Here is a 25,477-nt window from a genome sequence, read left to right as displayed (position 1 = left end):
TTTTTCTGCAAACCCTTGGACCTGTTTGTTGGCGAATGTTATACTTATAGCGAACAATAAAACAGAGCAGATTTCAAATGTTTGGGGAGGATTTTTTTTATGAGAGAAGAATATTTAGCAGAAGAAATGAACGAGCGTGATGACTTATTTGAGGACATCCCGGACGACGAACTGGAAGAAGTGGAAAGAGAGGCAAGAGAGCTGCGTAGCTGGTTCGAAAATCCCGATATGTGGGCGGGAAAATCTGTCCATGATTACCTGGAAGACAGATGGAGCGAAGATCACTGGTATGAAGAAGATGAGGACATTGTTGATTCAGACGAGGATATCTTCACAGATGAGTTCGATTATGATGATGATTCCCTTTTGAATCTTATAAGCGAAGAACCTGACGAATCCAATGAAGAGATGTTCGAAGATGAGGATGATGAAACATTATGGAAGTCTGATGAAGAGGGCGTAATCGAGATGGATCTGGATGATCCGGATGTGTTTGCATTTCTCTACATGTTTTATATGGAACATGCAGATTGCACCGGATGTAAAATGCAGGAAGGTGATGAAATATGATATATATAACGGGCGACTGCCACCAGGATTTTGAAAGATTCAATCTAGATGTTTTTCCAGAACAAAAAGAAATGACCAAGGATGATTGTGTGATCATCTGTGGCGACTTTGGCGGTGTCTGGAACAGAAACGAAGAAAGCAGCAGAGAAGCAAAGCTCATGGACTGGCTGGAGAACAGGTCGTTTACAACATTGTTTGTGGATGGGAATCACGAGAATTTTGACCGGCTTTATGCTTATCCGATCGAAAAATGGCACGGGGGCAAGGTTCACAAGATACGGCCGTCCGTCATTCATCTGATGCGTGGACAGGTGTTTGAAATTGATGGAAAAAGCATATTTGCATTTGGCGGAGCCAGCAGTCATGATATTGCCGGAGGCATCCTTGAACCGGATGATCCTGATTTTAAGAAAAAAAAGAAGGAATTGGATCGGGGCTGGTATCCGTACCGAATAAATCATGTGAGCTGGTGGAAGCAGGAACTTCCATCCGAAGAAGAGATGCAGGAAGGAATCGAGAACCTGGCAGCACATGATAACAAAGTGGATTTTATTGTAACACATTGCTGTGCATCGAGTACGCAGACCTTACTTGGAGGCGGGTTGTACAAGACGGATATTCTTACAGAATATCACGAAAAAATCCGCCAGAATACAAGTTTTAAGAAATGGTTCTTCGGGCACTATCACGATAATCGAAATGTGAATATAGAAGAAATTCTGATTTATGAGCAGATGATCAGAATCTGGTAAGATCATGAAACAGGTTTACCAGTTTACAGAGATTGTAGCGGCACAGGCAGGTGCCGCCATAGCAGGGAGGAAAAATGTCTTTAAGAATACCTTTAAGATCAGAAAAACCAGGAAACGTACAAATATCCGAAAAAGAATTCTGGAGAGAGTCATGCGGGAAATCCTCTATGTCAATGAACGAAGACAGAGAATGGCCGGAAGACGATATGGACTGGTCATTTAAAATTCAAGATGAAAAGCAACTGGAACAATGCCTGCAAATGAAAACAGACGATATACACTGGGATATCTTTAAAGACGCATATGAGTGTCCAGGAGCAATAAAAGTAGATGTCTGGTCATGGGAGACTTTAATGGGAGAAAGATCCTTCTTTTATGTGGAAAGACCACTGACGGCTGCGATTCTGTTAAACAATCAGGCTGAAACTGAAAAATTTGTGGAAGAACAGCCAGTCATAATGAGTCCGGGACTGGAAAGTGCGATTGCTTTTCTGAACGAAGAACGTACTGAGAAATTTATAAAAGAATACGGAGAACTGGCATCACAGGTGCGGTTATCTGCCATTTATGAGGCTCAGAATACCACCCTGCTGAAATATTACATAAAAACACACCGTAGCCGGGATCTGCAGGAACTGAGAACTTATCTGGAATGGCTGAATAACAGGAGAAAAGACAAAAAAAGCATAGAACGAAAGCTGTACGAATGGAACGCATATAACGAGAACGAAAATTTCTGGTTTTTTAAATTATTTGTTCGAACCTTTGAAATAGAAAGAGAGCCAGACATAATAATCATAAGGGATATTCAGCGACGACTTCTGGACTATCTGAGCAGAACGATAATGGCAGAAGGTGAGATGCGTGAAATCTTTTGGACAAACCTGAACTGGGATGATCTGGATGATATGACAGAATCTAAATTTATAAATTGTGTCCGATGTTTCATGTTGTTGACAAAGAAATATGGACCGCTTGATATCACAGATGAAGTACAGGATATCATATCAGGTGAGATCGTTGCACTGGATATGATAAGATTAAAATCTGGCATAAGAAAAAACTTCGTGAAGCTGAACCAGTATGAAGTAAAGATGCCAAAGGATAATGCAAAGGCTGGAATCATGCGTGGGAAATGGCTGAAACGCCTGATGCGATATGCAGTTTCGGAAACACTGTGGGAGAAAACCGATCCGGTCACAGAGTGGATCATATAGAGAGATGACTGGAAACTTGTAAAACGCGCAATCAGACAAAAATATATTGGGAAGGAAAATGCAGACAAACTTCTGGAGTATGCAACCACTGTGGAAAATACAGAAACAGATCCACGAATTGTTCAGTTGCTGCTGGCAGAAAGATAAGATACAAACAGCTTTTGCACAGGGAACCCGAAAATTAATAAATACTATTCAAAAAGAAAGGAACAGGTTACTGAGAAGTAATATCAGCTACAGACCATATGCAAACGTAGATTATGAAAAAATTTATAAAAAAGTAGTAGAAATGGATCCGTCCATGGAAGAATTCATAGACGAAGTAAGAGAAATCGAACTTCCGGAAGATGAGGAAATACAGCAGTTGGAAGCCGGGCTGAGAAAAAAGGACAAAAAAGCAACGGAAAGGCTTATAGAACTGTATACGAGATATGCGGTAAGACTGGGTTTACAAAGAGCGGAAGAGAACGAAATGAATATCATAGATGCAATTTCGGAAGCGCATATAGGGCTTGTTGTGGCAGCAAATAACTACAATATTGACAGATGCGGTATATTTGAGGAATATGCACACACTTATATCATAAGCAGATTTGACAGAAATCAGGAAACAACAAGGAAGACAATGCATTATCCACCTGATCACAAAAGAAATTACTTTAAAGTATACCGTAAACTGAGAGATAATGGATATAAACCTGGAAATCTTAAAGAATCAGAGAAGAAGGAAGCATTTGAACTTCTTCGGAAGGAAACGAATCTGTCAGCGGAAGCGATAGAAATTGCTATGGATGCAATGATTCCGGAAGAATCCATGGAGCAGTATTTTGCAGAAAACTATATAGAAGAAAGCAATTGCTATACAAATGACGTGCCAGAAGAATTCATTACAGAAATGGAAGAAGTAGAGAAAGAAATAGACATTCATAAAGCTGCTGAGGCACTGGATCAGGTGATGGATACACTGGCTCCGAGAGAAAAAGAAATCCTCAGGCTGAGATATGGGCTGACAGATGGAAAAGAATATACACTGGAGGAAGTTAGCCAGAAATTTGGCGTAACCAGAGAACGTATAAGGCAGATTGAAGCGAAAGCATTACGCAAACTGCGTCATCCAGTCAGAGGCAGAATTTTACATAAGTATATAGAATAAAAGGAAAATGACAAGAGTTGACTGACAGACAGGAGTAAAAATGGGCTTGAAATTCTCTGGAACAAACTATGAAGATCAGAATGGGATAGAAAAGTATATAAAAGACGGAACCATTATCATGAGTTCGGAACTGGAGAGCACCATTGCTTTTATGGATGAAAAACACAGTGAGGAATTTATAAAAAAGTGCAGAGATCTGGCAGATCAGGTACGGCTGTCTGCTATTTACGAGGCACAGAATATTCCACTGTTAAGACAATATATCAGAAATCATTATGAGGATGAGGTACACGAAGAACTTCGGGCATATCTGGAATGGCTGAATGGAAAGAAAAAGCGGAAAGAAAAAATAAAAAGAAGACTGTATGTACGGAAAAAGGATAGTTATACAGAAGATTTTCGGTTTTTCAAAATATTTCTGCGTACCTACTGGATGAGAGAATCCGGATATGCTGATCAGATCATCAGAGATATACAGAGAAGACTTCTTGAGTATCTGGAATCAGAAATAACAGATGAACTGGCTGGTTACAGTTTTTCCGGGATAAACCTGAACTGGGATGATCTGAATGATATGGATAAACCAGATGCCATAAATTGTGTTCAGTATTTTATGCTGCTGACACAGAAATATGGTCCGGTTGATGTTTCGGATAAAGTTTATGATTTCGTGGATGACGGTGTGTACGTGCTGGACATGATAAAATTAAAGTCCGGTGTAAGAAAGAACTTTGTGGCATTGCATCAGTATGAGGTGGAGATGCCGGAGAGCAGACAAAAGGAAAGTATCATACAGAAAAAATGGACAAAGAGGCTGATGCACTACGCAGTTCCGGATAAGCTTCGGGAAGAAACAGATCCGATTACAGAATGGATCATAAAGAAAAATGACAGAAAACTCATAAAGTATGCGATCAAACAGAAATATATCGGAAAAGAAAATGCAGGGAAACTTCTGGAATATGCTTTTTCTCTGAAAAATGTGGAAACAGATGATTGGATCATTGAACTGCTGACAGAAGAAATGACCGGGCATAAGCAGCAGTCTGTGGAGAAATCCGTAAAAACTCAATGAGAAGGAGCTGGAAATGGAAGAGGACCGCTTTGAAGTAATTGATCAGGATGCTTACGAGGCTGTGAATGCAAAAGAAAGAACAAGAATAACTTCTTTTGATGATGCCAGTTTTTATTATGTAGATGGCAGTCTGACGGAAGCAGTTATAGCTGGAAAGAAAAGACAGATTCGGAAACTGGCACAGAAACAGCCCGTCAGAAGAAGTCCTGCACTGGAATGTGCAATTGCACTTTCCACAAAGGGACTGACAGAATTTATGATAAGAACAATACCGGAAGTAACAGATCTGGTAAGAATGTCAGCAATCTATGAAGGCCGAAATCAACCATTACTGCAGCGATATATGGAAAACCATCCTGATCCAAAAGAAGGCGCGCGCGAACTCCGGACGTATCTCAGATGGCTGGCTAAAAGGAAAAAACAGGGCGGACAGATCAAAAGAAGTTTTTATGTTTTGCAGAAATATATGCATACAGAAAATTTTGCTTTTTTTAAGATGTTTGAACGATATATGGGACCGGAAACCGCCAGTATAATAGTACAGGATATTCAGGGAAAACTTATCGGTTATCTGGATAGGATCATAGATTATAAGAGGAATCGGAAACTGAAAATTCCAAGATCAAAACTGGGCTGGGGACATGTAGAAGAATGGAATCTGGAAGATGTAGAGAATCATGTATCGTATTTTATGAATCTGGTGTGCAGATATGGTCCGTATGATGTGACAGACAGAGTGGAAGAGTTTATGGAACAGGGAGTCTTTACCCTTGATCTAATCCGGCAGAGATCCGGCATGAAGAAAAATTTTGCAGCGATACATCAGTACATGGCGCAGGTATCAAAAGAGGATCCGAGAAAAAGGATCATGCCGGGAAAGTGGATGAAGCGTCTGATGCGCTATGCGGTTCCGGATAAGCTTCGGGAAGAAACAGATCCGATAACGGAATGGCTTATACAGCGAAATGACTGGAAACTTATAAAGTATGCGATCAAACAGAAATATATCGGCAAAAAGAATGCAGATGCGTTATTGAAATATACAGTTTTTTCTGGCAGGGAGGACACAGATCCGAGAATTATCGATTTACTGGTGGCACAAAAGAATGCGCAGTGATAAAATAAAGCTGATTTTATTGTAAAGTGAGGAATCAGAGATGTTATATTTTGTAAATGATTATTCAGAAGGTGCGCATGAAAAAATTCTTCAGCACCTGATTGACACCAATATGGAGCAGCTTGCCGGTTATGGCATGGATCACTACTGCGAGTCAGCCAAGGAGAAGATTAAGAAGGCCTGCGGCTGTGAGGACGCAGAAGTCTTTCTGCTGACAGGAGGAACGCAGACCAATCAGATTGTCATTGACACACTTTTACAGCCATATGAGGGCGTTGTAGCGGCTCAGACGGGGCATGTCAGTACACACGAGGCCGGTGCAATCGAATTTACCGGACATAAAGTTCTGGAACTTCCACAGAAGGATGGCAAGATCTGTGCAGCAGATCTTCAGAAACTGGCAGAGAGATTTTATGGAGATGAGAACCACGAGCATATGGTTTTCCCGGGGATGGTCTATATTTCTCATCCGACAGAGTATGGAACCCTGTATTCCAGAAAAGAACTGGAAGAGTTGTCAGCCGTATGCAGAGAATACAAAATGCCCCTGTACCTTGACGGTGCAAGACTGATCTATGGAATTGCCGCGGCAGAAACAGATGTGACATTACAGGATATTGCAGAACTCTGCGATGTATTTTATATTGGTGGGACCAAGGCAGGCGCACTCTGCGGTGAGGCAGTTGTATTCACGGGAGACAGCATGCCGAAGCATTTTCTTACAAGAGTAAAGCAGCATGGAGCACTGCTTGCCAAAGGAAGGCTTGTGGGAGTGCAGTTTGATGCACTTTTTACCGATGAGCTTTATAAAGAAATCGGCAGAAACGCGATCGAAACGGCAGCAGTTCTGAAAAAAGGTCTACAGGAAAAAGGATATAGATTTCTTTTGGAGTCTCCAACAAATCAGCAGTTTATTATCCTTGAGGATACACGGTTGGAGGAACTTCGAAAGGATGTGCAGTTCAGCTTCTGGGAAAAAACAGATGCTTCTCATACAGCAGTCAGATTTGCCACAAGCTGGGCAACCAGAATGGAAGATGTGCAGAAACTTCTTTATTTGTTATAGATTGTAAAACCTTTTTGTTTGTCGTATAATAAGGCTACTCAGACATGAAAAGGGAGGTAAAACATGAATAAACACGGTAAACGACTGATAACTCTCGCAGCACTGGCAACAACGACAACAGCTATCATCCACATTGCGAACAAAGTGGTTGCGGCATCAGCAGGTCTGAAGGAAATGCTTGATACAAATGGCAAAAATTATTACCATTGGCGTTTTGGTGATATCTATTATACAAGAAAAGGCAAAGGAAGCCCGATCCTTCTGATCCATGATATGCTTCCAGGCGGTTCCGGATATGAATGGAGCAGGATAGAGGATGATCTTGCACTGGAGCATACCGTGTATAACATAGACCTTCCAGGTTGTGGACGTTCCGAGAAACCAGGTATGACTTATACAAATTATGTATATGTTCAGAGCATCTGCGATTTCATCAAAAATGTGATCGGAGAGAAAACCGATGTGATCGTCAGCGGTTATTCAGGATCCTTTGTTATTATGGCATGCCGCAATGAAGAAAAACTGTTCAACAAGATCATGATGGTCAATCCGGTCAGTCCGGGAGTCCTGAAACAGATGCCGACAAAGAAAGATAAAATTTTCCGCAAGTGTCTGGAAGTTCCGGTATTTGGTACTCTGGTTTACCATATGGTTGTGTCCAGAGCCGCGATCAATAACGAGTTTATTGAGAACTTTGCCTTTGATCCATTCCACCCGCTTCGCGATCTTCAGGACGCTTATTATGAGGCTGCCCACAAAGGCGGATGTTATGCAAAGAATGTATATGCAAACAAAATATCAAAATACATGAATATCGATATCACCCGTGCACTGAAAGAGATTGATAACAGTCTTTATATTGTAGAGGGTGAAGCTGAGAACAATGGAGAAGCGACAGTAGAAGCTTATCAGAACATTAACCCATCTGTGGAAACAGTTACTCTTAACGAAACAAAACATTTTCCACAGGTAGAGGATCCGGAACATTTTCTGGAACAGGTTGGAATTTTCTTTTAATGCACAAGCCCTGTAGCTGACTGAACAGTTGATAAACAAATTCAGCCAGCCACGGGGCTTTTTTTAAATTGAGGAGAAAATATCAGCCCTGCTGTTTATACTTCGAAATCGCCAGAATCATAAATACAAAGGCAGCAATAAACATAGCTTCGATTCCCATGGATTTCCAGATTTCTTCTGCAACAGGTACGGGCAGGGTTTTGTATTGTGCAAGTGTTTCATTTATAGATTCATACCAGTAGACCGGCAGAAACTGAGCAATCTTAAGGACGCTTTTGTTCATAATACTCATTGGGACAAATGCTCCGCACAGAAAGCACATTCCCAGTGAAAGCAGGTTGGAGATTCCATTCAGCATATTGCTGTTTTTGACAAAAATCCCCACAAGATAGGAGAGCGAAAGTGCAATACCAAGCATCAGTGCCGTATTCAGAATATAGTATCCGATCAGAGGAGAAGTAAGGAACTCCTTACCAAAAAGGACACAGACACCTGCGACTGAGATCAGCCAGAGTACAGCTCCGAGCATAAACATTGCGAGCAGTCCTTCCATATTCTGACGACGCAGCGAGACTGCTGAGGCGCGCATTCGTTTCAGGATATCTTCTTTCTGAAAAGCCAGGAGAACATACCCCATGGAATAACTGAGCACAGCAAGAAACAGATAAGGAACATAGCGGAAATAGTAAATATAAGGTGGTGTTTCAAGATTATTTTCCGTACCTTTGTACATAGTTACTTCCGAGGCAGGCAATTCCATGGATGCATCCATGGCTTCCTTAAGGGAAAAACCTGCGGCTGTATAAGTACGTATGGAATTGATCCATGTACTGATCTGCTGATCTACGTAAAAAGAGGTATAAGAACCAGGGACTTTGGTGACGGAGAGAGGTTCTTCCTCTTCAATACATGTCTGGTAAAAATTTTCCGGGATCTGCACGATATAAGATGTATTTCTGTAAAAAAGTTCCTCCTGCATAACGGATGGTTCACTGGAGATTTCAGATACATTGTGGATAGTACTGAGGTATCTGATAAGACCCCGGGAAAGTTCGCTCTGATCTCTGTCTGCGACGGCAACATTGATCCGTGTCTTTTCAAAAGTACCGAGATGCTCTTTGCGGGCAGAAGCCTGAAGTGCGATGGCAATTGCAAAAAAGATCACCAGATATATCAGAAGCATTCCGAGATTTTTCTTTAAAATTTTTAAGTATCCTTTAAATACTGTCATAACGTTCCCTCCGGATAAGCAAGAATGAAGCAAGAACAAGCGCGGCACTCATGACGATCAGTGTGATCAGATTTCTGTAATAGCGTGAGGCATCGTCATATACATTAATACAGTAAAGAGCATCGGAGATCAGTGCAGCAGGATTGAACCTGTTGATGATCGGAGCGTGTTTTTCTACGGTGTCTTTCATAGAGCCGTTCATAAGTCCTGACAAAAAACAGCAGGACATGGAGATTGCGAGCATGATTCCGATCTTGATGCCTTCATTCAGTCTGCTAAGACTTCCGATAAACAATCCCATAGATACACCGATCAGGCTTCCGAACAGAGAAATAATCAACATTTTGCCGAACTGTCCCTGAAAATCTAGGTTCAGGATATTTCGCAGATACAGAAGCAGAACGATCACATCTGCGTACCCCAGCAGAAAAGAGGCAATCTGTTCTGAAAGGATCAGTTTCAGCTTGTGGGTAGGCGTGATGCAGCGACGTGCCGCCAGAGCCGTTAAATTGGCCTGTAAAGTGATCACAGAGCCAAAGCCGATAAAACATCCATAAAGACATCCCATTGCGACCAGAGCGTAAAAAAACTGCGAATTCCCATCTATTGTTTTGCCGCCGAGAGAGACTTCCCGGACCAGTTCTTTTGTATCTGACATCTGCCGGAGAGCGGAGAGAAGTCCGGAAGGATGTTTTTTCAGGATGGTCTGCAGCGTATGCAGATTGTTTTCATAACTTTCCAGGACGGACTGTAGAATGCTCTCAGGAATTCCCTGTCCATTGAGTGTAAGGTCTGGGATAGCCTGTTCATAGTAGATGCCGGAGATCTTTTTCTGACTTAATGCGTCAAGCGCATCCTTTTCACTCATTTCATGAAGAGCGATCAGTTCAGAATCTCCGCTTTGAACCTGATCAAGGAAAAAAACAAATACAGGATTGGCAGACTCTTTTACAAGTGCGACCTGCACGGTTTCAAAGTCCGCGTCATTCAGATTTCCAAATGCAAAAAAGAAAAAAGTGGCCATGATCAGCGGAAAAACAAGCGGCCAGAAGACCATATTAAAATTTCGCAGCTTGACCAGAAGGTTATATTTTATTAAATGCAGCATAGAAAAGATCCTTTCTTAAAAATATACATAATAATGCATAATTATACATCAATCACGAAGCTGTTTTCCCGTTATTTCAAGAAATACATCATTCAGTGTAGGAAGTTCAGAGAAAACCCTGCCAAATGTGAGATTCTGGCTCTGGAGGTAATTCAGAATCCGGATCAGGTTATGCTGTGCACCGGTGCAGCGAAGAGTGAGGATCTGATCTTCATAATGTACATCAAATACATGGGGAAGATTTCGGATATCCTGAAGCTGCTTTTCGGTCAGAAGAAGAGCTTCGACGGTGATCGTTTCGCCGGTTTTGATCATTTTCTTTAATTCTTCAGTGGTTCCGGATGCGATGACGCGTCCGTGATCCATGATCGCGATTCGTGTACAGATCTGTTCGACCTCTTCCATGTAGTGTGAAGTGTAGATGATCGTAGAACCCTGGCGGTTTAATTCCTGAATGCCCTCCAGGATTTTATTGCGGCTTTGCGGATCTACGGCGACAGTTGGCTCATCGAGGATGATAAGTCGTGGTTTGTGAGCAATCCCGCAGGCAATATTGAGCCTTCTGAGAAGACCGCCGGAAAGCTTTTGAGGTCGTGTTTTGCGGTAGTCTTCCAGTCCGACAAACCGGATGGCTTCTTCGACAAGTTCCCTTCGCCGATTTTTGTCATGTATGTACAGACCGCAGAAATAATCAATATTTTCGTATACGGTCAGTTCATCAAAAACAGCGACATTCTGCAATACGATACCAATCTGCTGCTTGACTTCGTAGTTGTCAGGCGTCATTTTCTGCCCGAAGATCTCGATGTCACCCTTATCATATTTCAGCAGAGAAAGGAGACAGTTGATAGCAGTTGTTTTGCCGGAACCGTTCGGACCGAGAAGACCGAAGATCTCTCCTTCTTTGATATCCAGATTCAGATGATTCAGAGCGACCAGATCTCCATATCGTTTTACAAGATTTTCTATATGAATCATAATAGTTCCTCCGGTTTCATATAATTTGAGGTTATAAAATAATTATAAAAGAAATCAGAAAGAATACCAAGTGCGTGATGTCACCAAAGAGACGTGACATTTGTCACTTTGTATGTAGCAGGGGAATATATTATAATGATTCTGAACAGAGATGTTTTTACGTAATTGTTTGCAGTAGTATCAATAAATAGTGAGGAATTGAGTGATGAGGTATTTTCGAGATACAGGAATACTTTTTCTGGGAGGAATCCTGCCATTATGTACACTCAGCCTGAATAGAGGGCTGGTACTGGCAATGCTAGAGACAGTGATATTAATATGTGGCAGTTACTTCTTTGACAGGAAATACACCAAAATCTTATTATGGAGTATATTTGCGGTATCATTTTTTGTAATGCCGGAAATAAGATTGTTCTGTCCCGTATTGATCTATATTCTCGTAAGAGAACAGGAGACGGTGACGACACTTTCAGGAGGGTTTCTGGGAACAATAATACTGATAAAAAATGACGCTTCTTTGCCAATAATGACAACTATATTACTGATTATAGAGGCTTTAGCGTGGATATTAGCGACTGATGCAATAAAGTACGACAAAATGTACTTTGAAATAAGAAGAATAAAAGATGACAGCGAAGAACGTACCCTGCTTCTTGCAGAAAAAAACAAAGCATTGCAGGAAAAACAAAATTATGAAATTTATGCGGCAACACTTCGTGAGAGAAACCGAATTGCCCGCGAAATCCATGATAATGTAGGACATTTGCTTTCAAGGACTATCTTATTAACCGGCGCGGCAAAGACCTTAAATCGGGACAAGAATATGGAAAGTCTGTTGGAAGGACTGGACACATCACTGAATTCTGCTATGAACAGTATACGTTCAAGCGTACATAATCTTCATGATGAATCTGAAACTCTCAGAGAGATAACAGAGGGAATTATAAAGGACTTTGAAAATTGCACGATGGAATACGATATGTCCGAAATAATACCCAATAAAATTAAATACTGCTTTGCGGCAATTATAAAAGAAGCACTGTCGAATGTTATAAAACACAGTAATGCGACAGCTGTAAAAATAGTACTCAGAGAACATCCGGCATTGTATCAGCTTTGTATCGAAGATAATGGAAAAGGATATTCAGAAAAGGAAGCAGACAGCAAAGGAATAGGATTAAAAAATATGCAGGAACGGGTGACATCACTTGGAGGAACCTTGCAGATCAATGGAAAAAATGGATTTCGGATATTTGCCGTAATTCCAAAACAACAGGATTAGAACAGTAAAAATGAGGATAAAATTAAGATGAAGATAGTAATTGTAGATGATGATTGTCTGGTTACAGAAGCGTTGAAGACGATCTTACAGACCAATGGGGACGTTGAAGTGGCTGCAACTGGAATCGATGGAGAGGATGCGTGCAGACTGTACAGACAGTATTGCCCGGATGTACTGCTGATGGACATTCGGATGAAAGGAATGAACGGATTGGAGGCTTCTGAACATATTCTGCAGGAGTATCCGGAGGCAAAAATCCTGCTTTTGACGACATTTCTGGATGATGAATATATAGTAAAAGCACTTCGGTTAGGGGCAAAAGGATACCTCTTAAAACAGGATTATGCCAGTATTCTTCCTGCGCTGCAGGCGGTAAATTTAGGGCAGACGGTTTTTGGAAAAGAAATCGTATCTAAAATACCAGATCTGATCAGGAAGGAAGAAAAGTTCGATTACAGTAGTTATGGGATCAACGAACGGGAACAGGAGATTATCCGTCTGATCGCTGATGGATACAGCAACAGAGAAATTGCGGCAGAGCTGTTTTTGAGCGAAGGAACTATCCGAAATTATCTGAGTGCCATATTAGATAAACTGCAATTAAGGGACAGGACTCAGGTGGCGGTGTTTTATTATCAACACAGGTGAATAATTATTAAAAAAATATACAATTATGTGGAAAAAGGTGCCAGAGAGGAGGCATATACAGGGAAAAAAGCGTGTGATGAAGCAGATAGAAGGGAAAAATGGGAAGATGAAAGAAGATATCAGGCATTAGGGAAAAGGAAAGAAAAAAGACAAATGTATTTAATAGAAAGACATGTGAGGCGACGCTTCTTAATGAACCAATATTATGTAAACTAAAAGATGCCGACAAAGCTCATTCGTGATGCACTTTACCAGGACTGTTCAAAATAGATGAAACAGAAATGATTAATATTGTATGTTTCACGCTTATAAAATGTTTCACGTGAAACATTGACGGACGCGCTGTAAGATAGATGATATAGAAAGATATATTTGTAACTTGTAAATTATAAACAATTCGTTGATGAAAATTTCCCTAAATTTTAATGTTTCACGTGAAACATTATGTGGAACATTAAAGGCAAAAGTGCTATAATTGATAGGTCGTAAATGATTTTGAAAGGAGGGTGAACTTTGGGAAGAATTATAGCAGTAGCCAACCAGAAAGGCGGTGTTGGTAAGTCTACAACGGCAATTAACCTTTCTGCATGCCTTGCTGAAAAAGGGAAAAAAGTTCTGGCAATTGACATAGATCCGCAGGGAAACACAACCAGTGGGTTAGGCGTTGATAAAAATGGCGTAGAAAATACGCTTTATGAATTGCTTCTTGGAGAAGCTGACATTAAAAAAACAGTTATAAAAGATGTAGTGGAAAATCTTGATTTAATTCCATCCAATATAAATTTATCCGGAGCAGAAATCGAATTGATTGGTGTGGATGATAAAGAGTATATTTTAAAGGGAATTACGGATAAACTTCGAAGAAAATATGATTATATTATCTTGGATTGTCCGCCGTCTTTGAATATGCTGACAATCAATGCATTAACAGCTGCAACTTCTGTCCTTGTTCCAATACAGTGTGAGTATTATGCTTTGGAAGGCCTTTCTCAGCTGATACATACGATTGATCTTGTAAAAGACAGATTAAATAAGAAACTTGCAATGGAAGGCGTTGTATTTACCATGTATGATGCCAGAACAAATCTTTCTTTACAGGTAGTCGAGAATGTAAAGGATAATCTTCAACAGAATATTTATAAGACCATTATTCCGAGAAATGTAAGACTTGCAGAAGCACCAAGTTACGGACAGCCTATCAATATATATGATTCAAGATCTGCCGGTGCAGAAGCTTATCGCCTTTTAGCTGAAGAAGTTATTAACAGGGAGGATAAATAATGGCAGGAAAAAAATCAGGACTTGGAAGAGGTCTGGATGCACTTTTTCCGGAAAAGGTTTCACAGGAAAAACCTAAAACTGTAAGAAGTTCTAAGCCAAAGACAAATACAGCAAGTACGAAATCAACAACAGAACAGTCCGTTGTAAAGGGCGAAACGATTGTAAAAATTTCAAAAGTAGAGCCGAATCGTGAACAGCCACGCAAGAAATTTGATGAAGATGCACTCCTTGAGCTGTCTGAATCTATCAAGATGTATGGCGTTCTGCAGCCGCTTCTCGTATCTGACAAGAAGGACTATTATGAAATTGTCGCAGGAGAACGGAGATGGCGTGCAGCAAAGATGGCTGGACTGAAAGAAATTCCGGTTGTCATCAAAGAATTTTCCGACCAGGAAATTGTGGAGATATCCCTGATAGAGAACATTCAGAGAGAAGACCTGAATCCTGTCGAGGAAGCAATGGCATATAAACGTCTGATTGATGAATTTAATCTGAAACAGGATGAAATCGCAGAGAGAGTATCCAAGAGCAGGACAGCTGTAACAAACTCTCTTCGTCTGTTGAAACTGGATCCGAGAGTACAGCAGATGATGGTGGATGAAATGATTTCAGCAGGACATGCGCGTGCATTGCTTGCTATCTCAGATGTAGAGAAACAGTATTCTGTAGCAATGCGGATTTTTGATGAGAAGCTCAGCGTAAGAGAGACAGAAAAGCTGGTAAAGACAATCTTAAACCCATCAAAGAAAAAAGAAACTTCGTCATCTGATTCGGCGGAAGATGCAATTTATGAAAGTCTTGAAGAAAAGATGAAGAATATTACCGGAACACGTGTATTTATTCACAGAAAGAAGAACAATAAGGGAAAGATAGAAATAGAATACTATTCAAGAGATGACCTTGAGAGAATTATAGATTTATTTGAATCTATCAGATAAAATAAAAGGGGTATGATATGAGTACAATTTTTGATAGTATTGGTATTGATCCTGGAATTGTTATCATTATTTTGCTTATTGTAGTTCTGGTATTGATTGCGTCTACAGTAAGCAGTAATATGAGATTGACTCGACTGGAGCGAAAATATAAAATGTTTATGAAAGGAAGCGATGCTCAGTCACTTGAGAAAACTTTCGTTCGTAAATTTGCACAGATCGATCATCTTTTTGAGGCAAAAGAGGATCATGAAAAGGCAATACGCACTCTGGCAAAACATTTCAAATTACTTTACAGCAAGTATGGTGTTGAAAAATACGATGCATTTGACGATGTTGGAGGAAAACTGAGTTTTGCACTGGCACTTCTTGACAGAGAAAACACAGGTCTGATTCTGAATGCAGTACACAGTCGTGATAACTGCTTCCTTTATTTAAAAGAGATCGTCAAGGGTGAATCTTATGTAATGCTTAGTCAGGAAGAGGTAGAAGCACTTCGCAAGGCAGTCAATTTTGGACTTGGTGAAGTAAATGAAGGCGAAACAACGAAAAAATAAAATGGATATAACCACTTATTTTCAGGAGGAGAAAAAATGTTAGACATTAAATTTGTGAGAGAAAATCCGGAAGTTGTAAAACAGAATATCAGAAACAAATTCCAGGACAGCAAACTGGAACTGGTAGACAAGGTTATCGAACTGGACAAAGAAAACCGTGAGATCAAGCAGGAAGTAGAAGCTCTCAGAGCAGAGAGAAACAAGATTTCCAAACAGATCGGCGCACTGATGGGTCAGGGCAAACGTGAAGAGGCAGAAGAGGTTAAGAAACAGGTGGCTGCATCTGGTGCAAGAATTGATGAGCTTTCTGCAAGAGAAAAAGAAGTAGAAGAAGAACTTCTCAAAAACATGATGGTTATCCCGAACATCATTGATCCATCTGTACCGATTGGTAAAGATGACAGTGAAAACGTAGAAATCGAGAAATTTGGTGAGCCGGTTGTTCCGGATTATGAAATTCCATATCACACAGATATTATGGAAAGCTTTGACGGAATCGATCTGGATAGTGCAAGACGTGTTGCAGGTAACGGATTCTATTATCTGATGGGAGATATCGCAAGACTTCATTCCGCAGTTATCGCATATGCGCGTGACTTCATGATCAACCGTGGATTTACTTACTGTGTACCGCCTTTCATGATCAGAAGCAACGTTGTAACAGGCGTTATGAGCTTTGCAGAGATGGATGCCATGATGTACAAGATCGAAGGTGAGGATCTGTATCTGATCGGAACAAGTGAGCATTCTATGATCGGTAAATTCATCGATCAGATCGTTCCGGAAGAAGAACTTCCAAAAACACTGACAAGTTATTCCCCATGCTTCCGTAAAGAAAAAGGAGCACACGGACTGGAAGAGAGAGGCGTTTACCGTATCCATCAGTTTGAAAAACAGGAAATGATCGTTGTCTGCAAACCAGAAGAAAGCCCGATGTGGTTTGACAAACTGTGGCAGAACACTGTTGATCTGTTCCGTTCTCTGGATATTCCGGTTCGTACACTGGAATGCTGCTCCGGTGATCTGGCAGACCTCAAGGTGAAATCTCTTGACGTAGAAGCATGGTCTCCAAGACAGAAGAAATATTTCGAAGTAGGAAGCTGCTCTAACTTAGGTGATGCACAGGCTCGTCGTCTGAGAATCCGTGTAAATGGAAAAGATGGCAAGAAATATCTTGCGCACACACTGAACAACACTGTAGTAGCTCCTCCGAGAATGCTGATCGCATTCCTGGAAAATAACCTGAATGCTGACGGATCCGTAAATATTCCGGAAGCACTGCAGCCATACATGGGCGGCATGAAGAAAATTGAGAAAAAGACCCGCGCATAAGGATATGGAGGTGTACTTTTGCACAGCTATTTAAAAGCAGTCGGTTTTTCAGAAATAAAGAAACGTGCGGAGATGAAAGAAATCCTGCTGGATGTGATTCGAAACTACGATGAAAAAAACGTGGTTTCAGACCATCCGGACGGCACTTTTGCTGAATTCTCCAAAAGTTATGGATACGACTGCGGAATTACTGTTTGCGGTCAGTACGATGAAGATAACAGGTTTCACGTGGAATATTATTATCCTTTCTTTAAGGGAACCGGCATTACAACGAATGAACCGGTGACAGTAGAACGGCATGCAGACAAAGAATCTTTTGCAGGTGCCTGCGACGATCTGAGAATAGGAATTACACTGATCTTTTATCTGCAGAATGGTGCGAGATATATGCTCGAAAAAAGCAAAGGAAATGTTTTGAACAAACCATTGACTTTATCCGGCCTTGCAGATGAGGGACGTATTCTTCTTCCGGTCCTGAAAGATAAAGAAGCAGTAAAGGTCGAGAAGGAAACCAGTAAGAATCGTAGTTCGCTGATTGCGGCAGCCAGAAATGGTGACGAGGAAGCGATGGAAAGCCTTACGATGGAAGACATGGATACATATTCCATGATCTCCCACAGGATCGTAAATGAAGATATTTTTACGATCGTGGATTCTTATTTCATGCCTCATGGAATCCAGTGTGACCAGTATGGAATTCTGGGAGAAATCCAGGAAATCCATCATACCCGCAATGAGGTGACAAATGAAGAACTCATTCAGATGACAGTAGAGAGCAATAACATGCAGTTCGATATCTGCATCAACAAAAAAGACCTCCTGGGTGAACCGGAGATTGGAAGACGCTTTCGAGGTAATATCTGGCTTCAGGGACAGATCCATTTCTGACAGATAAATAATATTAAAATACAGGCGGCAGATAAAGATAAAATTCTGCTGGAAGAACAGAAAGTCCCCACCCACTACTTTAATTGCGAAAGGCAATAAGCAGTGGGTGGGGACTTTCTTATTTATACTACTTAAGGAGGAAGAGATATATATAAGTAGCGAAGCGGATTATGAATAGCCGCTTTGCTACAAAAAATGGGGTAGCCAACTGGTAGGCGGATTTATCTGTTAATGCTGTTGAATGGGAGAGCTTTCTGCATGATTTCGTTGAATTCCTTACGCGCTTTCTCGTGGTCACAGATTTCGATAACGTCAGTTTCAGGATCGTATTTTACATATAAAACTGCGTTCTCCAGGTCGGGAGCTTCTTCCAGATCATTTTCACGGTTATTGGTCTGTTTGATCAAGACGCTGAAGCTCTTATCAATAGGTTCTTTAAAAACTTTTTTGTCTACAAAGGTGTTCTCTACTACGGATGTATCTGGATGCCAGATAGCCTTATCCAGAATATCTGCGAAAGCGTCTTCACTTAAATCGGCAAAAGAATAAAATGTCTGATACTTCCATTCGCTGTTTGTTAACATTAGATTACAAATTCTGTACTCGCGGAATATTCTTCTGCTATAAAGGTTTTTCCATTTGCATATACCATTGTCTTTTCAAATTTCTGGAGAAAATTATACTGTTTGCGAAGTTCGCGAATTTCGTCCGTCTTTTTTGACCAGCTTTCTGAAGATTTTAATTTTGGGTCAGTAAGTGCCAAAATTTTATCCGCTTCCTCCAAAACATCTTTTAACCAGAATTGCGTATCTCTTAAAGGGAACAGTGCATTGCTTCTTCTGGAAGCAGATCTCCTGAAATCCTTTTGAGAATTCCATTTCCCTTATATACTATCCCCAGTTTATCAATATATTCTTTTGCCTGTGGAAACTCAAAAGCTGCTTCCATTTCCAGCAGATTTTTCATAGCTGTTTCTTTATCGTATTTTTTGAGATTAGGATCTGTACCTACAACAGTGTTGTTTCCCTCTGCTGCTCTGGTGTCAAGCAATGGTAAAACATCATTTACTACGATGAATAATCTCTTTTTCATTAGTTAAGGTCCCCTTTTTATAAATAAGTTCGTTGTTGTTTCTGATGACATATATACTAAAGTATAACGTGATTTTGCTCCAGAGTATTGTATAGAAAAGTTTTGCTCAGGGACAAGTTTTTTCATCAGGGTAGAATGCACATATTACCAGGGACAACTCGGGTATATAACGACCAAGAAAGTCAAGGGAATTGTAAAAAATTATAAATGATTTGATGCAAACTTGATAAAATAAAAGACTTGTTTTTTGGGAGAAGATATAGTACAATTTCATTTGTGAGATATTTGTCCTGTTAGTTTAATGGATAGAACGGGCGCCTCCTAAGAGAAAGCCGAGGCATTCCCCAAAGGGAAAAAATGAAAAACAACTTTCAGTTCGAATTTATTCTGAAAAATGCCAAAGGTGACAACAAAGCATTCCCCAAATTGGGGAACGTTCTAATGTTACCAAAGCAAAAAAATCTGTAGATTGACAACTCAAAAAATAGTTGATAATCTTATATATGGCCGAAGGGAAAAAACCCAGAAACCCAGTAAAATCAAGGGTTTGCGGCATGTGTCGTCATAGCTCAGCTGGATAGAGCACTCGCCTCCTAAGCGAGGGGTCGGAGGTTCAAATCCTCTTGGCGACGGGCTTCAAAGCGTTCGAAAATGTTAGCTGGATTAGCTGACATTTTCGAACGCTTTTGTTATTTTCTAATCACATTCGTGACACAAAATTCCATTCAAAATGATTAATTTCCAGCTAACACAATCCGATTTTTGTTAGCTGACAGCTAATCAAAATTACCGTTTTGCAAACATGGGTTTTAAGAAGTCCGGCTAACATTTGGGTTCCGCTCCGTTGTCACCCCTTATTCGGGGATGCAAATCAGAGAAAAGGCGGGAAAAGAAACAATCTCTCCCAAACCTGCAAACATGAATTAGCTGAAACAGTATTCAATTCTATTAGCTACAGCTAATGGTCAAACAGCAATGTCTGTTTGGAACTTTACTATCTATAAAAGTTCCAGGCAGGCATTTTTTATTTCCTGAATCCTGGAGGAAAGGAGTCAAGATGACTGAACCAAACAGACAATCAGAAGAAAACGAAGAAAGAATCATAGAAATTGAGATTGAGCGTCTTCGACCGTTCAAAGAGCATCCGTTTCAGGTGAAAGATGATAAGGAAATGTTTCTTCTGCAGGAAAGCATTGAGAAGTATGGAATATTAAAGCCGCTGATCGTCAGACCGGTACCGGATGGATACTATGAGATCATATCCGGTCACAGAAGAAAACATGCTGCGGAGAAACTGGGATACCGAAAAGTACCGGTGATTATCCGGGTATTAAGTGAAGATGATTCAATTCTAAGTATGGTAGATTCCAATCTTCACAGAGAACGGATCAGCTACAGTGAAAAAGCTTTTGCTTACAAATTGAAGAATGACGTATTAAAAAGAAAAAGTGGTCGAAAAAAGAGCCAAGTTGACCACAAAACACCAAGAAAGCGGGCAATAGAAATCATCAGTGAAGATTGTGGCGATAGCCCAAAACAAGTGCAGCGTTATATTTCACTGACAAAACTGATACCGGAAATGTTGCAGAAACTGGATGATGAGATCATTTCTTTTTGTCCGGCTGTAGAGATAGCTGCATTAAGTGAAAAAGAACAAAGAGAACTGCTTGTAGCAATGGAGTATGCACAGGCAATCCCATCACTCTCACAGGCCCAGAGGATCCGGCAACTGAGTAAAGAAAAACAGTTGTCACTGGAAAAGATGGAAGAGATCATGTGTGAAGTGAAAAAGGGTGAGATCACAAGAGTGGCATTCACAAACGAGCAGTTGCACAAGTATTTTCCAAATTCTTATACACCGGCAATGATGAAACGGGAAATACTGGCACTGTTGAAATTATGGAAAAAAGAATCATGGGAAAGTTAAAGGAGAAAGAAATCATGTGTAAAGTTATATCCGTAGTAAACCAGAAAGGTGGTGTCGGAAAGACCACCACAACCGTAAATGTAGGCATTGGACTGGCAAGAGAAGGTAAGAAAGTGTTGCTGATCGACGCGGATCCACAGGGAAGTTTAACCGCAAGTCTTGGATATGAGGAACCGGATGATCTTCGCATCACACTGGCAACGATCATGATGGATGTCATCAACGAAGAAGAAATCTCTCTGGAAGATGGGATTTTACATCACCAGGAAAATGTAGATCTTCTCCCGGCAAATATTGAGCTTTCCGCACTGGAAGTAACGATGGGAAATGTTATGAGCAGAGAAATGATCATGAAAGAATATATCGATGCGATACGATGCCGATACGATTATATCCTGATCGACTGTATGCCGAGCCTTGGTATGATGACAATCAATGCACTGGTCTCTTCCGATTCTGTGCTGATACCTGTGCAAGCCGCATATCTGCCGGTGAAAGGACTTCAGCAGCTGAGCAAGACCATTCTTACAGTAAAGAAAAGACTGAACCGGAAACTGGCGATTGAGGGCATTCTCCTGACCATGGTTGATTTCAGAACCAATTACGCAAGGGGCATTGCATCAAGAGTACATACAACCTACGGAAGTCAGATCGAGGTATTTGAAAATGTAATTCCGATGTCTGTAAAAGCTGCTGAGACCAGTGCAGAGGGAAAAAGCATCTACATGCATTGTCCGAAAGGAAAGGTTGCAGAGGTCTATATGAACTTAACACAGGAGGTTTTGAAGAATGAAAAATAGAAGTGGCGAAAAGATTAAACTGGCAAGTATTGATGAACTGCTTGGTGTGGTAAATGAAGAATCTGCAATGGAGATAGAGATCAGTAAGATCCATCCGTTTAAAAATCATCCGTTCAAGGTGCTGGATGATGAAAAGATGCAGGATCTGGTAGAAAGTGTAAAGATCAATGGAGTACTGACTCCGGAACTGCTACGTATGGATGAAAATGAAGAATATGAGATGGTATCAGGACACAGAAGAATGCATGCAGCACAGCTTGCAGGACTTACGACTATTCCGGCAATCGTAAGAGAATTATCGGATGATGATGCGGTGATTGCGATGGTGGACGCTAACATTCAGCGAGAGGAACTGTTACCGAGTGAGAAAGCATTTGCATATAAGATGAAAATGGATGCTATGAGAAGAACAGCAGGTCGTCCGACAAAAGAAAATCCGTGCCAATGTGGCACACATTTACGGACAGATCAAGAAATAGGAAAACAGGTTGGAGAAAGTGCACGAAGTGTTCAGCGTTATATCCGACTGACAGAGCTTATTCCGGAACTTCTTGATCTGGTAGATAACAAAAAGCTTCAGTTCACGGTTGCTGTAGATATCTCTTACATCGATAAGGAAGTACAGGGATGGATTTACGAATATATCTGCGACACAGGATTTATCAAACCAAAACAGATTGCAGCACTTAGAAATCAGCTGAATGATGGACCAATCAATCAGATCCAGATGTTATCGATTTTCAATAATTGTGTAATGGCAAAGAAAGTATCCCGGTCTCTTACTTTCTCAGAAAAGAAACTGACAAAGTATTTTCCGGATGATTATACAGCCAAAGATATGGAACAGGTAATTGAATCATTATTAGAAAAATGGATGCAGGAACAGTCCTGTTAAGGATAGAAAAAGCTAAGAAAACAAAGTCAAAGAAGTTTAAAAAGAGGACTTCTTAGCAGAAAACGAAAGGAGGAAATTATGGAGAAAAAAATGACATTTAATTATTTTTACGGTACCGAAGCTGATCAGTTCAGCTTCTACCGCATACCAAAAGCATTATTTACAGACAGCTACTTTAAAGATTTATCAAGCGATGCCAAAATTTTATATGGACTGATGTTGGATCGAATGTCTCTTTCCATCAAGAATCAGTGGTTTGACGACAAAAACAGAGCATATATCTACTTTTCCATCGAAGATATCATGGAATTACTGAACTGTGGCAGAAATAAAGCCATCAAATCCATGAGAGAACTGGATGACGAAACAGGAATTGGTCTGATTGAGAAACGTAGACAGGGATTTGGAAAGGTGAATGTTATCTACGTAAAAACCTTTATGCCTGAGAAAACAGATGAGAAAAAATTTGGAGAGGAATTAGAGAAGTTTAAAAAACAAACTTCTGTGGAAAATGAAGAGACTGCAGAAGTTTACAATTTAAACTTCATGAAGTCCCAAAATCAAACTTCATGAAGTCCCAAAATCAAACTTCATGAAGTCCCGAAAACAAACTTCAAGAAGTTTACATTTCAAACCCTAATAATACTAATCTTAGTGATACTGAAATGAATGATAATAAATCTAATCATATCATATCTGTGGATGAGAAAAGATGTGATAGCGATAATCGCTCTGAGGATTATCAGGCTTATGAAAACCTTGTCAAGGAGACCATTGATTATGAATCACTGGAAATAACCCATCATGACGATATGCGACAGGTAGATGAAGTCGTGAACCTGATCGTAGAAACTGTGATGTGTAAAAATGACAAGATCTTGATTGCCAGCAACTGGTATCCGGCATCTCTGGTGAAGAAAAAATTTCTGATGCTGACCTATTCACATATCGAGTATGTCTTACACTGTATGCGTGGTAACACCACAAAGGTGAAGAACATCAAGAAATATTTATTAGCAGCCCTGTTTAATGCACCGTCTACGATGAATGGGTATTATCAGGCAGAAGTGAACCATGATATGCCAGGACTGGTAAGATAGGAGGTGCACATGTTTATTTTAAAACTTGCTGGGAAGATATTATTACTGCCGGTATGGCTGATACTTTTTGTGATCGGCCTGGCAGTGAAGATGACAGTACAGACTTATGCGGTTGTCAGAGGGATCCTTGGATTTATATTCACTTTGTTGATTATAGCGACTGCATACTGTTACCATGATTGGGTACAGGTTGCATTCCTGTTTTCGCTGAGTGTAATTCTGTATCTGATCCTGTTTGCAGGAGTGTTTGTAGACACTGTACTGGATATGACAAGAGAAAGTATTATTGATTTTATTTTATCGTGAGGAGGATATGAAAATGAGCGAAAACAATGATTTTATTCAGTTACCACCGATCAAAAAAGACACACCTTCCGAAGTGGTCTCAATGATCTGGCAATATTTGAAATTACCCGAGGAATCCAGAAAAAGGGTGAAAGCAGAGTTGATTAATGTACATGAGAACTGTGGGAAAGAAGATTTTCAGATTCCTAATCTCTATGACATCGTTTCAAAAGAGGAAATCGCAGAATTTGAGGGCATCATGCGTAAGATCATAACAGGAATTATTTCTGAGGCCAGTGGTATAGCCACCTGGGTGTATGTGCAGAAATATGAGAAACACAAAACTCTGGATGAAATGCTGCAAGAATGGCAAGGCGCAGGCCAGTTTATTATTGTCATGGATACCTGGTTCGAAAAATTGATGGCGGAATAATATGATACTGTGATAGAATGAAGAAAACGATTTGATGTGCAAATCGGAATTTATAAAGGAGAATATTGATGAAACTATTTTTATGTTCGCACTTTTCAAGTGTGGGAAGTCTGATAAAGGAAGAAATTGAAAATAAGAAAGTCGCATTTATTCCAACAGCTTCACTGCGTGAAGGCTACACCGGTTATGTCGGCTCGGCTCGAAAATTATTCAAAAAGTTGGGGGCAATCGTAACTGAAATTGATATTTCAACGGAGGCTTATTCAACGATACAGTCTGTTTTTGAAGAAGCAGATGTGATATATTTTACCGGCGGAAATTCTTTCTTTCTTATGGACCAGCTCCGTAAAACGGGAACTGATGGGCTACTGAAAAAGGAATTGGCAAATGGAAAATTGATGATCGGCGAGTCGGCAGGCGCAATTATATGTGCTCCAAGCATCCAATATATCGAGCAAATGGATGAAAAGCCAGAGGACTACTCACAAGAAGATGATGCAGGGCTTGATTTGATTGATTTCTATGTTCTTCCGCATTATCTTACAGCACCATTTAAGAAAGTTACCGAGAAAATAATAACTGAGTTTTCGGATTTGAATCTATGCCCGATTAACAACCGTCAGGGAATTGTAATTGATGGTGAAGATTCAAAGGTTATTTGCAAAGACTAATTTGAAAATTCCAGTTGTGCGCCCAGCTAAGGGTGTGTAGTCAAGCCGGTGGGATTCCGGTTTATCC

Annotated in this window: 30 protein-coding genes and 1 tRNA gene; 26 read left to right on the top strand and 5 right to left on the bottom strand. The window is 40.4% G+C overall.

Going from position 1 to position 25,477, the window contains the following annotated elements; translation table 11 throughout:
* The first annotated feature begins 99 nt into the window (after positions 1-99).
* The 9 genes from DWX28_RS08845 (at position 100) to DWX28_RS08805 (ending at position 7,967) form a co-directional block, all read left to right on the top strand.
* Entirely contained in the window at positions 100-570 is a 471-nt protein-coding gene (locus DWX28_RS08845; protein ID WP_118252495.1) for a hypothetical protein, read from the top strand.
* Positions 567-1,322, top strand: a complete 756-nt coding sequence (locus tag DWX28_RS08840) for a metallophosphoesterase family protein (RefSeq protein ID WP_118252494.1) — start codon at positions 567-569, stop codon at positions 1,320-1,322. Before DWX28_RS08845 ends, DWX28_RS08840 begins: the two co-directional genes overlap by 4 nt.
* A gap of 4 nt (positions 1,323-1,326) precedes the next feature.
* The gene (locus DWX28_RS08835) at positions 1,327-1,545 is read left to right on the top strand and encodes a hypothetical protein (protein ID WP_118252493.1); all 219 of its coding nucleotides are present in this window, start codon (positions 1,327-1,329) and stop codon (positions 1,543-1,545) included.
* On the top strand, positions 1,490-2,539 hold the full coding sequence (locus DWX28_RS08830) for a hypothetical protein (RefSeq protein WP_022213903.1): 1,050 nt from the start codon (positions 1,490-1,492) through the stop codon (positions 2,537-2,539). Before DWX28_RS08835 ends, DWX28_RS08830 begins: the two co-directional genes overlap by 56 nt.
* A gap of 79 nt (positions 2,540-2,618) precedes the next feature.
* Positions 2,619-3,692 carry a sigma-70 family RNA polymerase sigma factor gene (locus tag DWX28_RS08825; protein ID WP_199611811.1) on the top strand — a complete coding sequence of 358 codons (1,074 nt, stop codon included), beginning with the start codon at positions 2,619-2,621 and terminating at the stop codon, positions 3,690-3,692.
* A 40-nt stretch (positions 3,693-3,732) separates the two neighbouring features.
* Positions 3,733-4,767, top strand: coding sequence for a hypothetical protein (locus DWX28_RS08820; RefSeq protein WP_118252490.1), 1,035 nt, complete (start codon positions 3,733-3,735; stop codon positions 4,765-4,767).
* Between the two features lie 13 nt (positions 4,768-4,780).
* Positions 4,781-5,884, top strand: coding sequence for a hypothetical protein (locus DWX28_RS08815; protein ID WP_118252489.1), 1,104 nt, complete (start codon positions 4,781-4,783; stop codon positions 5,882-5,884).
* 40 nt (positions 5,885-5,924) lie between these two features.
* Positions 5,925-6,950 carry a threonine aldolase family protein gene (locus tag DWX28_RS08810; RefSeq protein ID WP_118252488.1) on the top strand — a complete coding sequence of 342 codons (1,026 nt, stop codon included), beginning with the start codon at positions 5,925-5,927 and terminating at the stop codon, positions 6,948-6,950.
* Positions 6,951-7,013: 63 nt separating this feature from the next.
* On the top strand, positions 7,014-7,967 hold the full coding sequence (locus tag DWX28_RS08805) for an alpha/beta fold hydrolase (RefSeq protein ID WP_118252487.1): 954 nt from the start codon (positions 7,014-7,016) through the stop codon (positions 7,965-7,967).
* Positions 7,968-8,049: 82 nt separating this feature from the next.
* Here the strand turns inward: DWX28_RS08805 and DWX28_RS08800 are convergent, their stop codons facing one another.
* From DWX28_RS08800 to DWX28_RS08790, 3 genes are read right to left on the bottom strand one after another with little or no spacing between them, the layout of a single operon-like run.
* On the bottom strand, positions 8,050-9,198 hold the full coding sequence (locus tag DWX28_RS08800; RefSeq protein ID WP_118252486.1) for an ABC transporter permease: 1,149 nt from the start codon (positions 9,196-9,198) through the stop codon (positions 8,050-8,052).
* Positions 9,185-10,306, bottom strand: coding sequence for an ABC transporter permease (locus DWX28_RS08795; protein WP_118252485.1), 1,122 nt, complete (start codon positions 10,304-10,306; stop codon positions 9,185-9,187). Before DWX28_RS08795 ends, DWX28_RS08800 begins: the two co-directional genes overlap by 14 nt.
* A 48-nt stretch (positions 10,307-10,354) precedes the next feature.
* Entirely contained in the window at positions 10,355-11,284 is a 930-nt protein-coding gene (locus DWX28_RS08790) for an ABC transporter ATP-binding protein (RefSeq protein WP_118252484.1), read from the bottom strand.
* A 457-nt stretch (positions 11,285-11,741) separates the two neighbouring features.
* Here DWX28_RS08790 and DWX28_RS08785 point away from each other — a divergent pair, with 457 nt between their 5' ends.
* The 8 genes from DWX28_RS08785 to DWX28_RS08755 all read left to right on the top strand — a co-directional run bounded on the left by DWX28_RS08785 (position 11,742) and on the right by DWX28_RS08755 (position 18,207).
* Positions 11,742-12,566, top strand: a complete 825-nt coding sequence (locus tag DWX28_RS08785) for a sensor histidine kinase (RefSeq protein ID WP_243002393.1) — start codon at positions 11,742-11,744, stop codon at positions 12,564-12,566.
* Between the two features lie 27 nt (positions 12,567-12,593).
* Complete coding sequence (locus DWX28_RS08780) at positions 12,594-13,214, top strand: response regulator (RefSeq protein WP_118252482.1); 621 nt, start codon at positions 12,594-12,596, stop codon at positions 13,212-13,214.
* Positions 13,215-13,241: 27 nt separating this feature from the next.
* Positions 13,242-13,430, top strand: a complete 189-nt coding sequence (locus DWX28_RS19525) for a hypothetical protein (protein WP_147342094.1) — start codon at positions 13,242-13,244, stop codon at positions 13,428-13,430.
* A gap of 297 nt (positions 13,431-13,727) precedes the next feature.
* Positions 13,728-14,495 carry a ParA family protein gene (locus DWX28_RS08775; RefSeq protein WP_022213436.1) on the top strand — a complete coding sequence of 256 codons (768 nt, stop codon included), beginning with the start codon at positions 13,728-13,730 and terminating at the stop codon, positions 14,493-14,495.
* Positions 14,495-15,433 (top strand): ParB/RepB/Spo0J family partition protein, encoded by a 939-nt coding sequence (locus DWX28_RS08770; protein ID WP_022213437.1) that lies wholly within the window; start codon positions 14,495-14,497, stop codon positions 15,431-15,433. The genes DWX28_RS08775 and DWX28_RS08770 overlap by 1 nt, the downstream gene beginning before the upstream one ends.
* 17 nt (positions 15,434-15,450) lie before the next feature.
* Positions 15,451-15,987, top strand: coding sequence for a DUF4446 family protein (locus DWX28_RS08765; protein WP_118252481.1), 537 nt, complete (start codon positions 15,451-15,453; stop codon positions 15,985-15,987).
* Between the two features lie 36 nt (positions 15,988-16,023).
* Positions 16,024-17,319 (top strand): serine--tRNA ligase, encoded by a 1,296-nt coding sequence (gene serS, locus DWX28_RS08760; protein WP_118252480.1) that lies wholly within the window; start codon positions 16,024-16,026, stop codon positions 17,317-17,319.
* Between the two features lie 18 nt (positions 17,320-17,337).
* Entirely contained in the window at positions 17,338-18,207 is an 870-nt protein-coding gene (locus DWX28_RS08755; RefSeq protein ID WP_022213645.1) for a DUF3881 family protein, read from the top strand.
* A gap of 221 nt (positions 18,208-18,428) precedes the next feature.
* On the opposite strand, the gene DWX28_RS08750 is transcribed toward DWX28_RS08755, so the two are convergent.
* A complete protein-coding gene (locus tag DWX28_RS08750; protein WP_022213644.1) occupies positions 18,429-18,791 on the bottom strand; it encodes a hypothetical protein in 363 nt (120 codons plus the stop codon).
* A 229-nt stretch (positions 18,792-19,020) separates the two neighbouring features.
* Positions 19,021-19,299 carry a hypothetical protein gene (locus DWX28_RS08740; protein WP_022213643.1) on the bottom strand — a complete coding sequence of 93 codons (279 nt, stop codon included), beginning with the start codon at positions 19,297-19,299 and terminating at the stop codon, positions 19,021-19,023.
* Between the two features lie 558 nt (positions 19,300-19,857).
* Between DWX28_RS08740 and DWX28_RS08735 the strand changes: the two genes are divergently transcribed.
* The 9 genes from DWX28_RS08735 (at position 19,858) to DWX28_RS08695 (ending at position 25,410) form a co-directional block, all read left to right on the top strand.
* Positions 19,858-19,931 (top strand) — tRNA-Arg (locus DWX28_RS08735).
* A gap of 329 nt (positions 19,932-20,260) precedes the next feature.
* The gene (locus DWX28_RS08725; protein WP_118252478.1) at positions 20,261-21,226 is read left to right on the top strand and encodes a ParB/RepB/Spo0J family partition protein; all 966 of its coding nucleotides are present in this window, start codon (positions 20,261-20,263) and stop codon (positions 21,224-21,226) included.
* Positions 21,227-21,240: 14 nt separating this feature from the next.
* Positions 21,241-22,026, top strand: a complete 786-nt coding sequence (locus DWX28_RS08720) for a ParA family protein (protein ID WP_173905955.1) — start codon at positions 21,241-21,243, stop codon at positions 22,024-22,026.
* Positions 22,016-22,921 (top strand): ParB/RepB/Spo0J family partition protein, encoded by a 906-nt coding sequence (locus tag DWX28_RS08715; RefSeq protein ID WP_118252476.1) that lies wholly within the window; start codon positions 22,016-22,018, stop codon positions 22,919-22,921. The genes DWX28_RS08720 and DWX28_RS08715 overlap by 11 nt, the downstream gene beginning before the upstream one ends.
* Positions 22,922-22,999: 78 nt before the next feature.
* Positions 23,000-23,494, top strand: coding sequence for a replication initiator protein A (locus tag DWX28_RS20775; RefSeq protein ID WP_243002392.1), 495 nt, complete (start codon positions 23,000-23,002; stop codon positions 23,492-23,494).
* 92 nt (positions 23,495-23,586) lie between these two features.
* Positions 23,587-24,021, top strand: a complete 435-nt coding sequence (locus DWX28_RS20770; protein WP_243002391.1) for a DUF6017 domain-containing protein — start codon at positions 23,587-23,589, stop codon at positions 24,019-24,021.
* Between the two features lie 9 nt (positions 24,022-24,030).
* Positions 24,031-24,327 carry a hypothetical protein gene (locus tag DWX28_RS08705; RefSeq protein ID WP_015514766.1) on the top strand — a complete coding sequence of 99 codons (297 nt, stop codon included), beginning with the start codon at positions 24,031-24,033 and terminating at the stop codon, positions 24,325-24,327.
* Between the two features lie 7 nt (positions 24,328-24,334).
* Positions 24,335-24,739, top strand: coding sequence for a hypothetical protein (locus DWX28_RS08700; RefSeq protein WP_118252521.1), 405 nt, complete (start codon positions 24,335-24,337; stop codon positions 24,737-24,739).
* A 68-nt stretch (positions 24,740-24,807) separates the two neighbouring features.
* The gene (locus tag DWX28_RS08695; protein WP_118252475.1) at positions 24,808-25,410 is read left to right on the top strand and encodes a Type 1 glutamine amidotransferase-like domain-containing protein; all 603 of its coding nucleotides are present in this window, start codon (positions 24,808-24,810) and stop codon (positions 25,408-25,410) included.
* Positions 25,411-25,477 lie beyond the last annotated feature (67 nt).

It is taken from the genome of Blautia sp. AF19-10LB, assembly GCF_003461245.1.
Classification (GTDB): Bacteria; Bacillota; Clostridia; order Lachnospirales; family Lachnospiraceae; genus Blautia_A; species Blautia_A intestinihominis.
This window is presented reverse-complemented; position numbering and strand designations above follow the sequence as displayed.

Coding starts and splice junctions, on each gene's coding strand:
- DWX28_RS08845 (WP_118252495.1), top strand. CDS start 100: ATGAGAGAAGAATATTTAGCAGAAGAAATGAACGAGCGTGATGACTTA.
- DWX28_RS08840 (WP_118252494.1), top strand. CDS start 567: ATGATATATATAACGGGCGACTGCCACCAGGATTTTGAAAGATTCAAT.
- DWX28_RS08835 (WP_118252493.1), top strand. CDS start 1,327: ATGAAACAGGTTTACCAGTTTACAGAGATTGTAGCGGCACAGGCAGGT.
- DWX28_RS08830 (WP_022213903.1), top strand. CDS start 1,490: ATGTCAATGAACGAAGACAGAGAATGGCCGGAAGACGATATGGACTGG.
- DWX28_RS08825 (WP_199611811.1), top strand. CDS start 2,619: ATGCAACCACTGTGGAAAATACAGAAACAGATCCACGAATTGTTCAGT.
- DWX28_RS08820 (WP_118252490.1), top strand. CDS start 3,733: ATGGGCTTGAAATTCTCTGGAACAAACTATGAAGATCAGAATGGGATA.
- DWX28_RS08815 (WP_118252489.1), top strand. CDS start 4,781: ATGGAAGAGGACCGCTTTGAAGTAATTGATCAGGATGCTTACGAGGCT.
- DWX28_RS08810 (WP_118252488.1), top strand. CDS start 5,925: ATGTTATATTTTGTAAATGATTATTCAGAAGGTGCGCATGAAAAAATT.
- DWX28_RS08805 (WP_118252487.1), top strand. CDS start 7,014: ATGAATAAACACGGTAAACGACTGATAACTCTCGCAGCACTGGCAACA.
- DWX28_RS08800 (WP_118252486.1), bottom strand. CDS start 9,198: ATGACAGTATTTAAAGGATACTTAAAAATTTTAAAGAAAAATCTCGGA.
- DWX28_RS08795 (WP_118252485.1), bottom strand. CDS start 10,306: ATGCTGCATTTAATAAAATATAACCTTCTGGTCAAGCTGCGAAATTTT.
- DWX28_RS08790 (WP_118252484.1), bottom strand. CDS start 11,284: ATGATTCATATAGAAAATCTTGTAAAACGATATGGAGATCTGGTCGCT.
- DWX28_RS08780 (WP_118252482.1), top strand. CDS start 12,594: ATGAAGATAGTAATTGTAGATGATGATTGTCTGGTTACAGAAGCGTTG.
- DWX28_RS08770 (WP_022213437.1), top strand. CDS start 14,495: ATGGCAGGAAAAAAATCAGGACTTGGAAGAGGTCTGGATGCACTTTTT.
- DWX28_RS08765 (WP_118252481.1), top strand. CDS start 15,451: ATGAGTACAATTTTTGATAGTATTGGTATTGATCCTGGAATTGTTATC.
- serS (WP_118252480.1), top strand. CDS start 16,024: ATGTTAGACATTAAATTTGTGAGAGAAAATCCGGAAGTTGTAAAACAG.
- DWX28_RS08750 (WP_022213644.1), bottom strand. CDS start 18,791: ATGTTAACAAACAGCGAATGGAAGTATCAGACATTTTATTCTTTTGCC.
- DWX28_RS08740 (WP_022213643.1), bottom strand. CDS start 19,299: ATGAAAAAGAGATTATTCATCGTAGTAAATGATGTTTTACCATTGCTT.
- DWX28_RS08725 (WP_118252478.1), top strand. CDS start 20,261: ATGGTCAAACAGCAATGTCTGTTTGGAACTTTACTATCTATAAAAGTT.
- DWX28_RS08720 (WP_173905955.1), top strand. CDS start 21,241: ATGTGTAAAGTTATATCCGTAGTAAACCAGAAAGGTGGTGTCGGAAAG.
- DWX28_RS08715 (WP_118252476.1), top strand. CDS start 22,016: ATGAAAAATAGAAGTGGCGAAAAGATTAAACTGGCAAGTATTGATGAA.
- DWX28_RS20775 (WP_243002392.1), top strand. CDS start 23,000: ATGGAGAAAAAAATGACATTTAATTATTTTTACGGTACCGAAGCTGAT.
- DWX28_RS20770 (WP_243002391.1), top strand. CDS start 23,587: ATGAATGATAATAAATCTAATCATATCATATCTGTGGATGAGAAAAGA.
- DWX28_RS08705 (WP_015514766.1), top strand. CDS start 24,031: ATGTTTATTTTAAAACTTGCTGGGAAGATATTATTACTGCCGGTATGG.
- DWX28_RS08700 (WP_118252521.1), top strand. CDS start 24,335: ATGAAAATGAGCGAAAACAATGATTTTATTCAGTTACCACCGATCAAA.
- DWX28_RS08695 (WP_118252475.1), top strand. CDS start 24,808: ATGAAACTATTTTTATGTTCGCACTTTTCAAGTGTGGGAAGTCTGATA.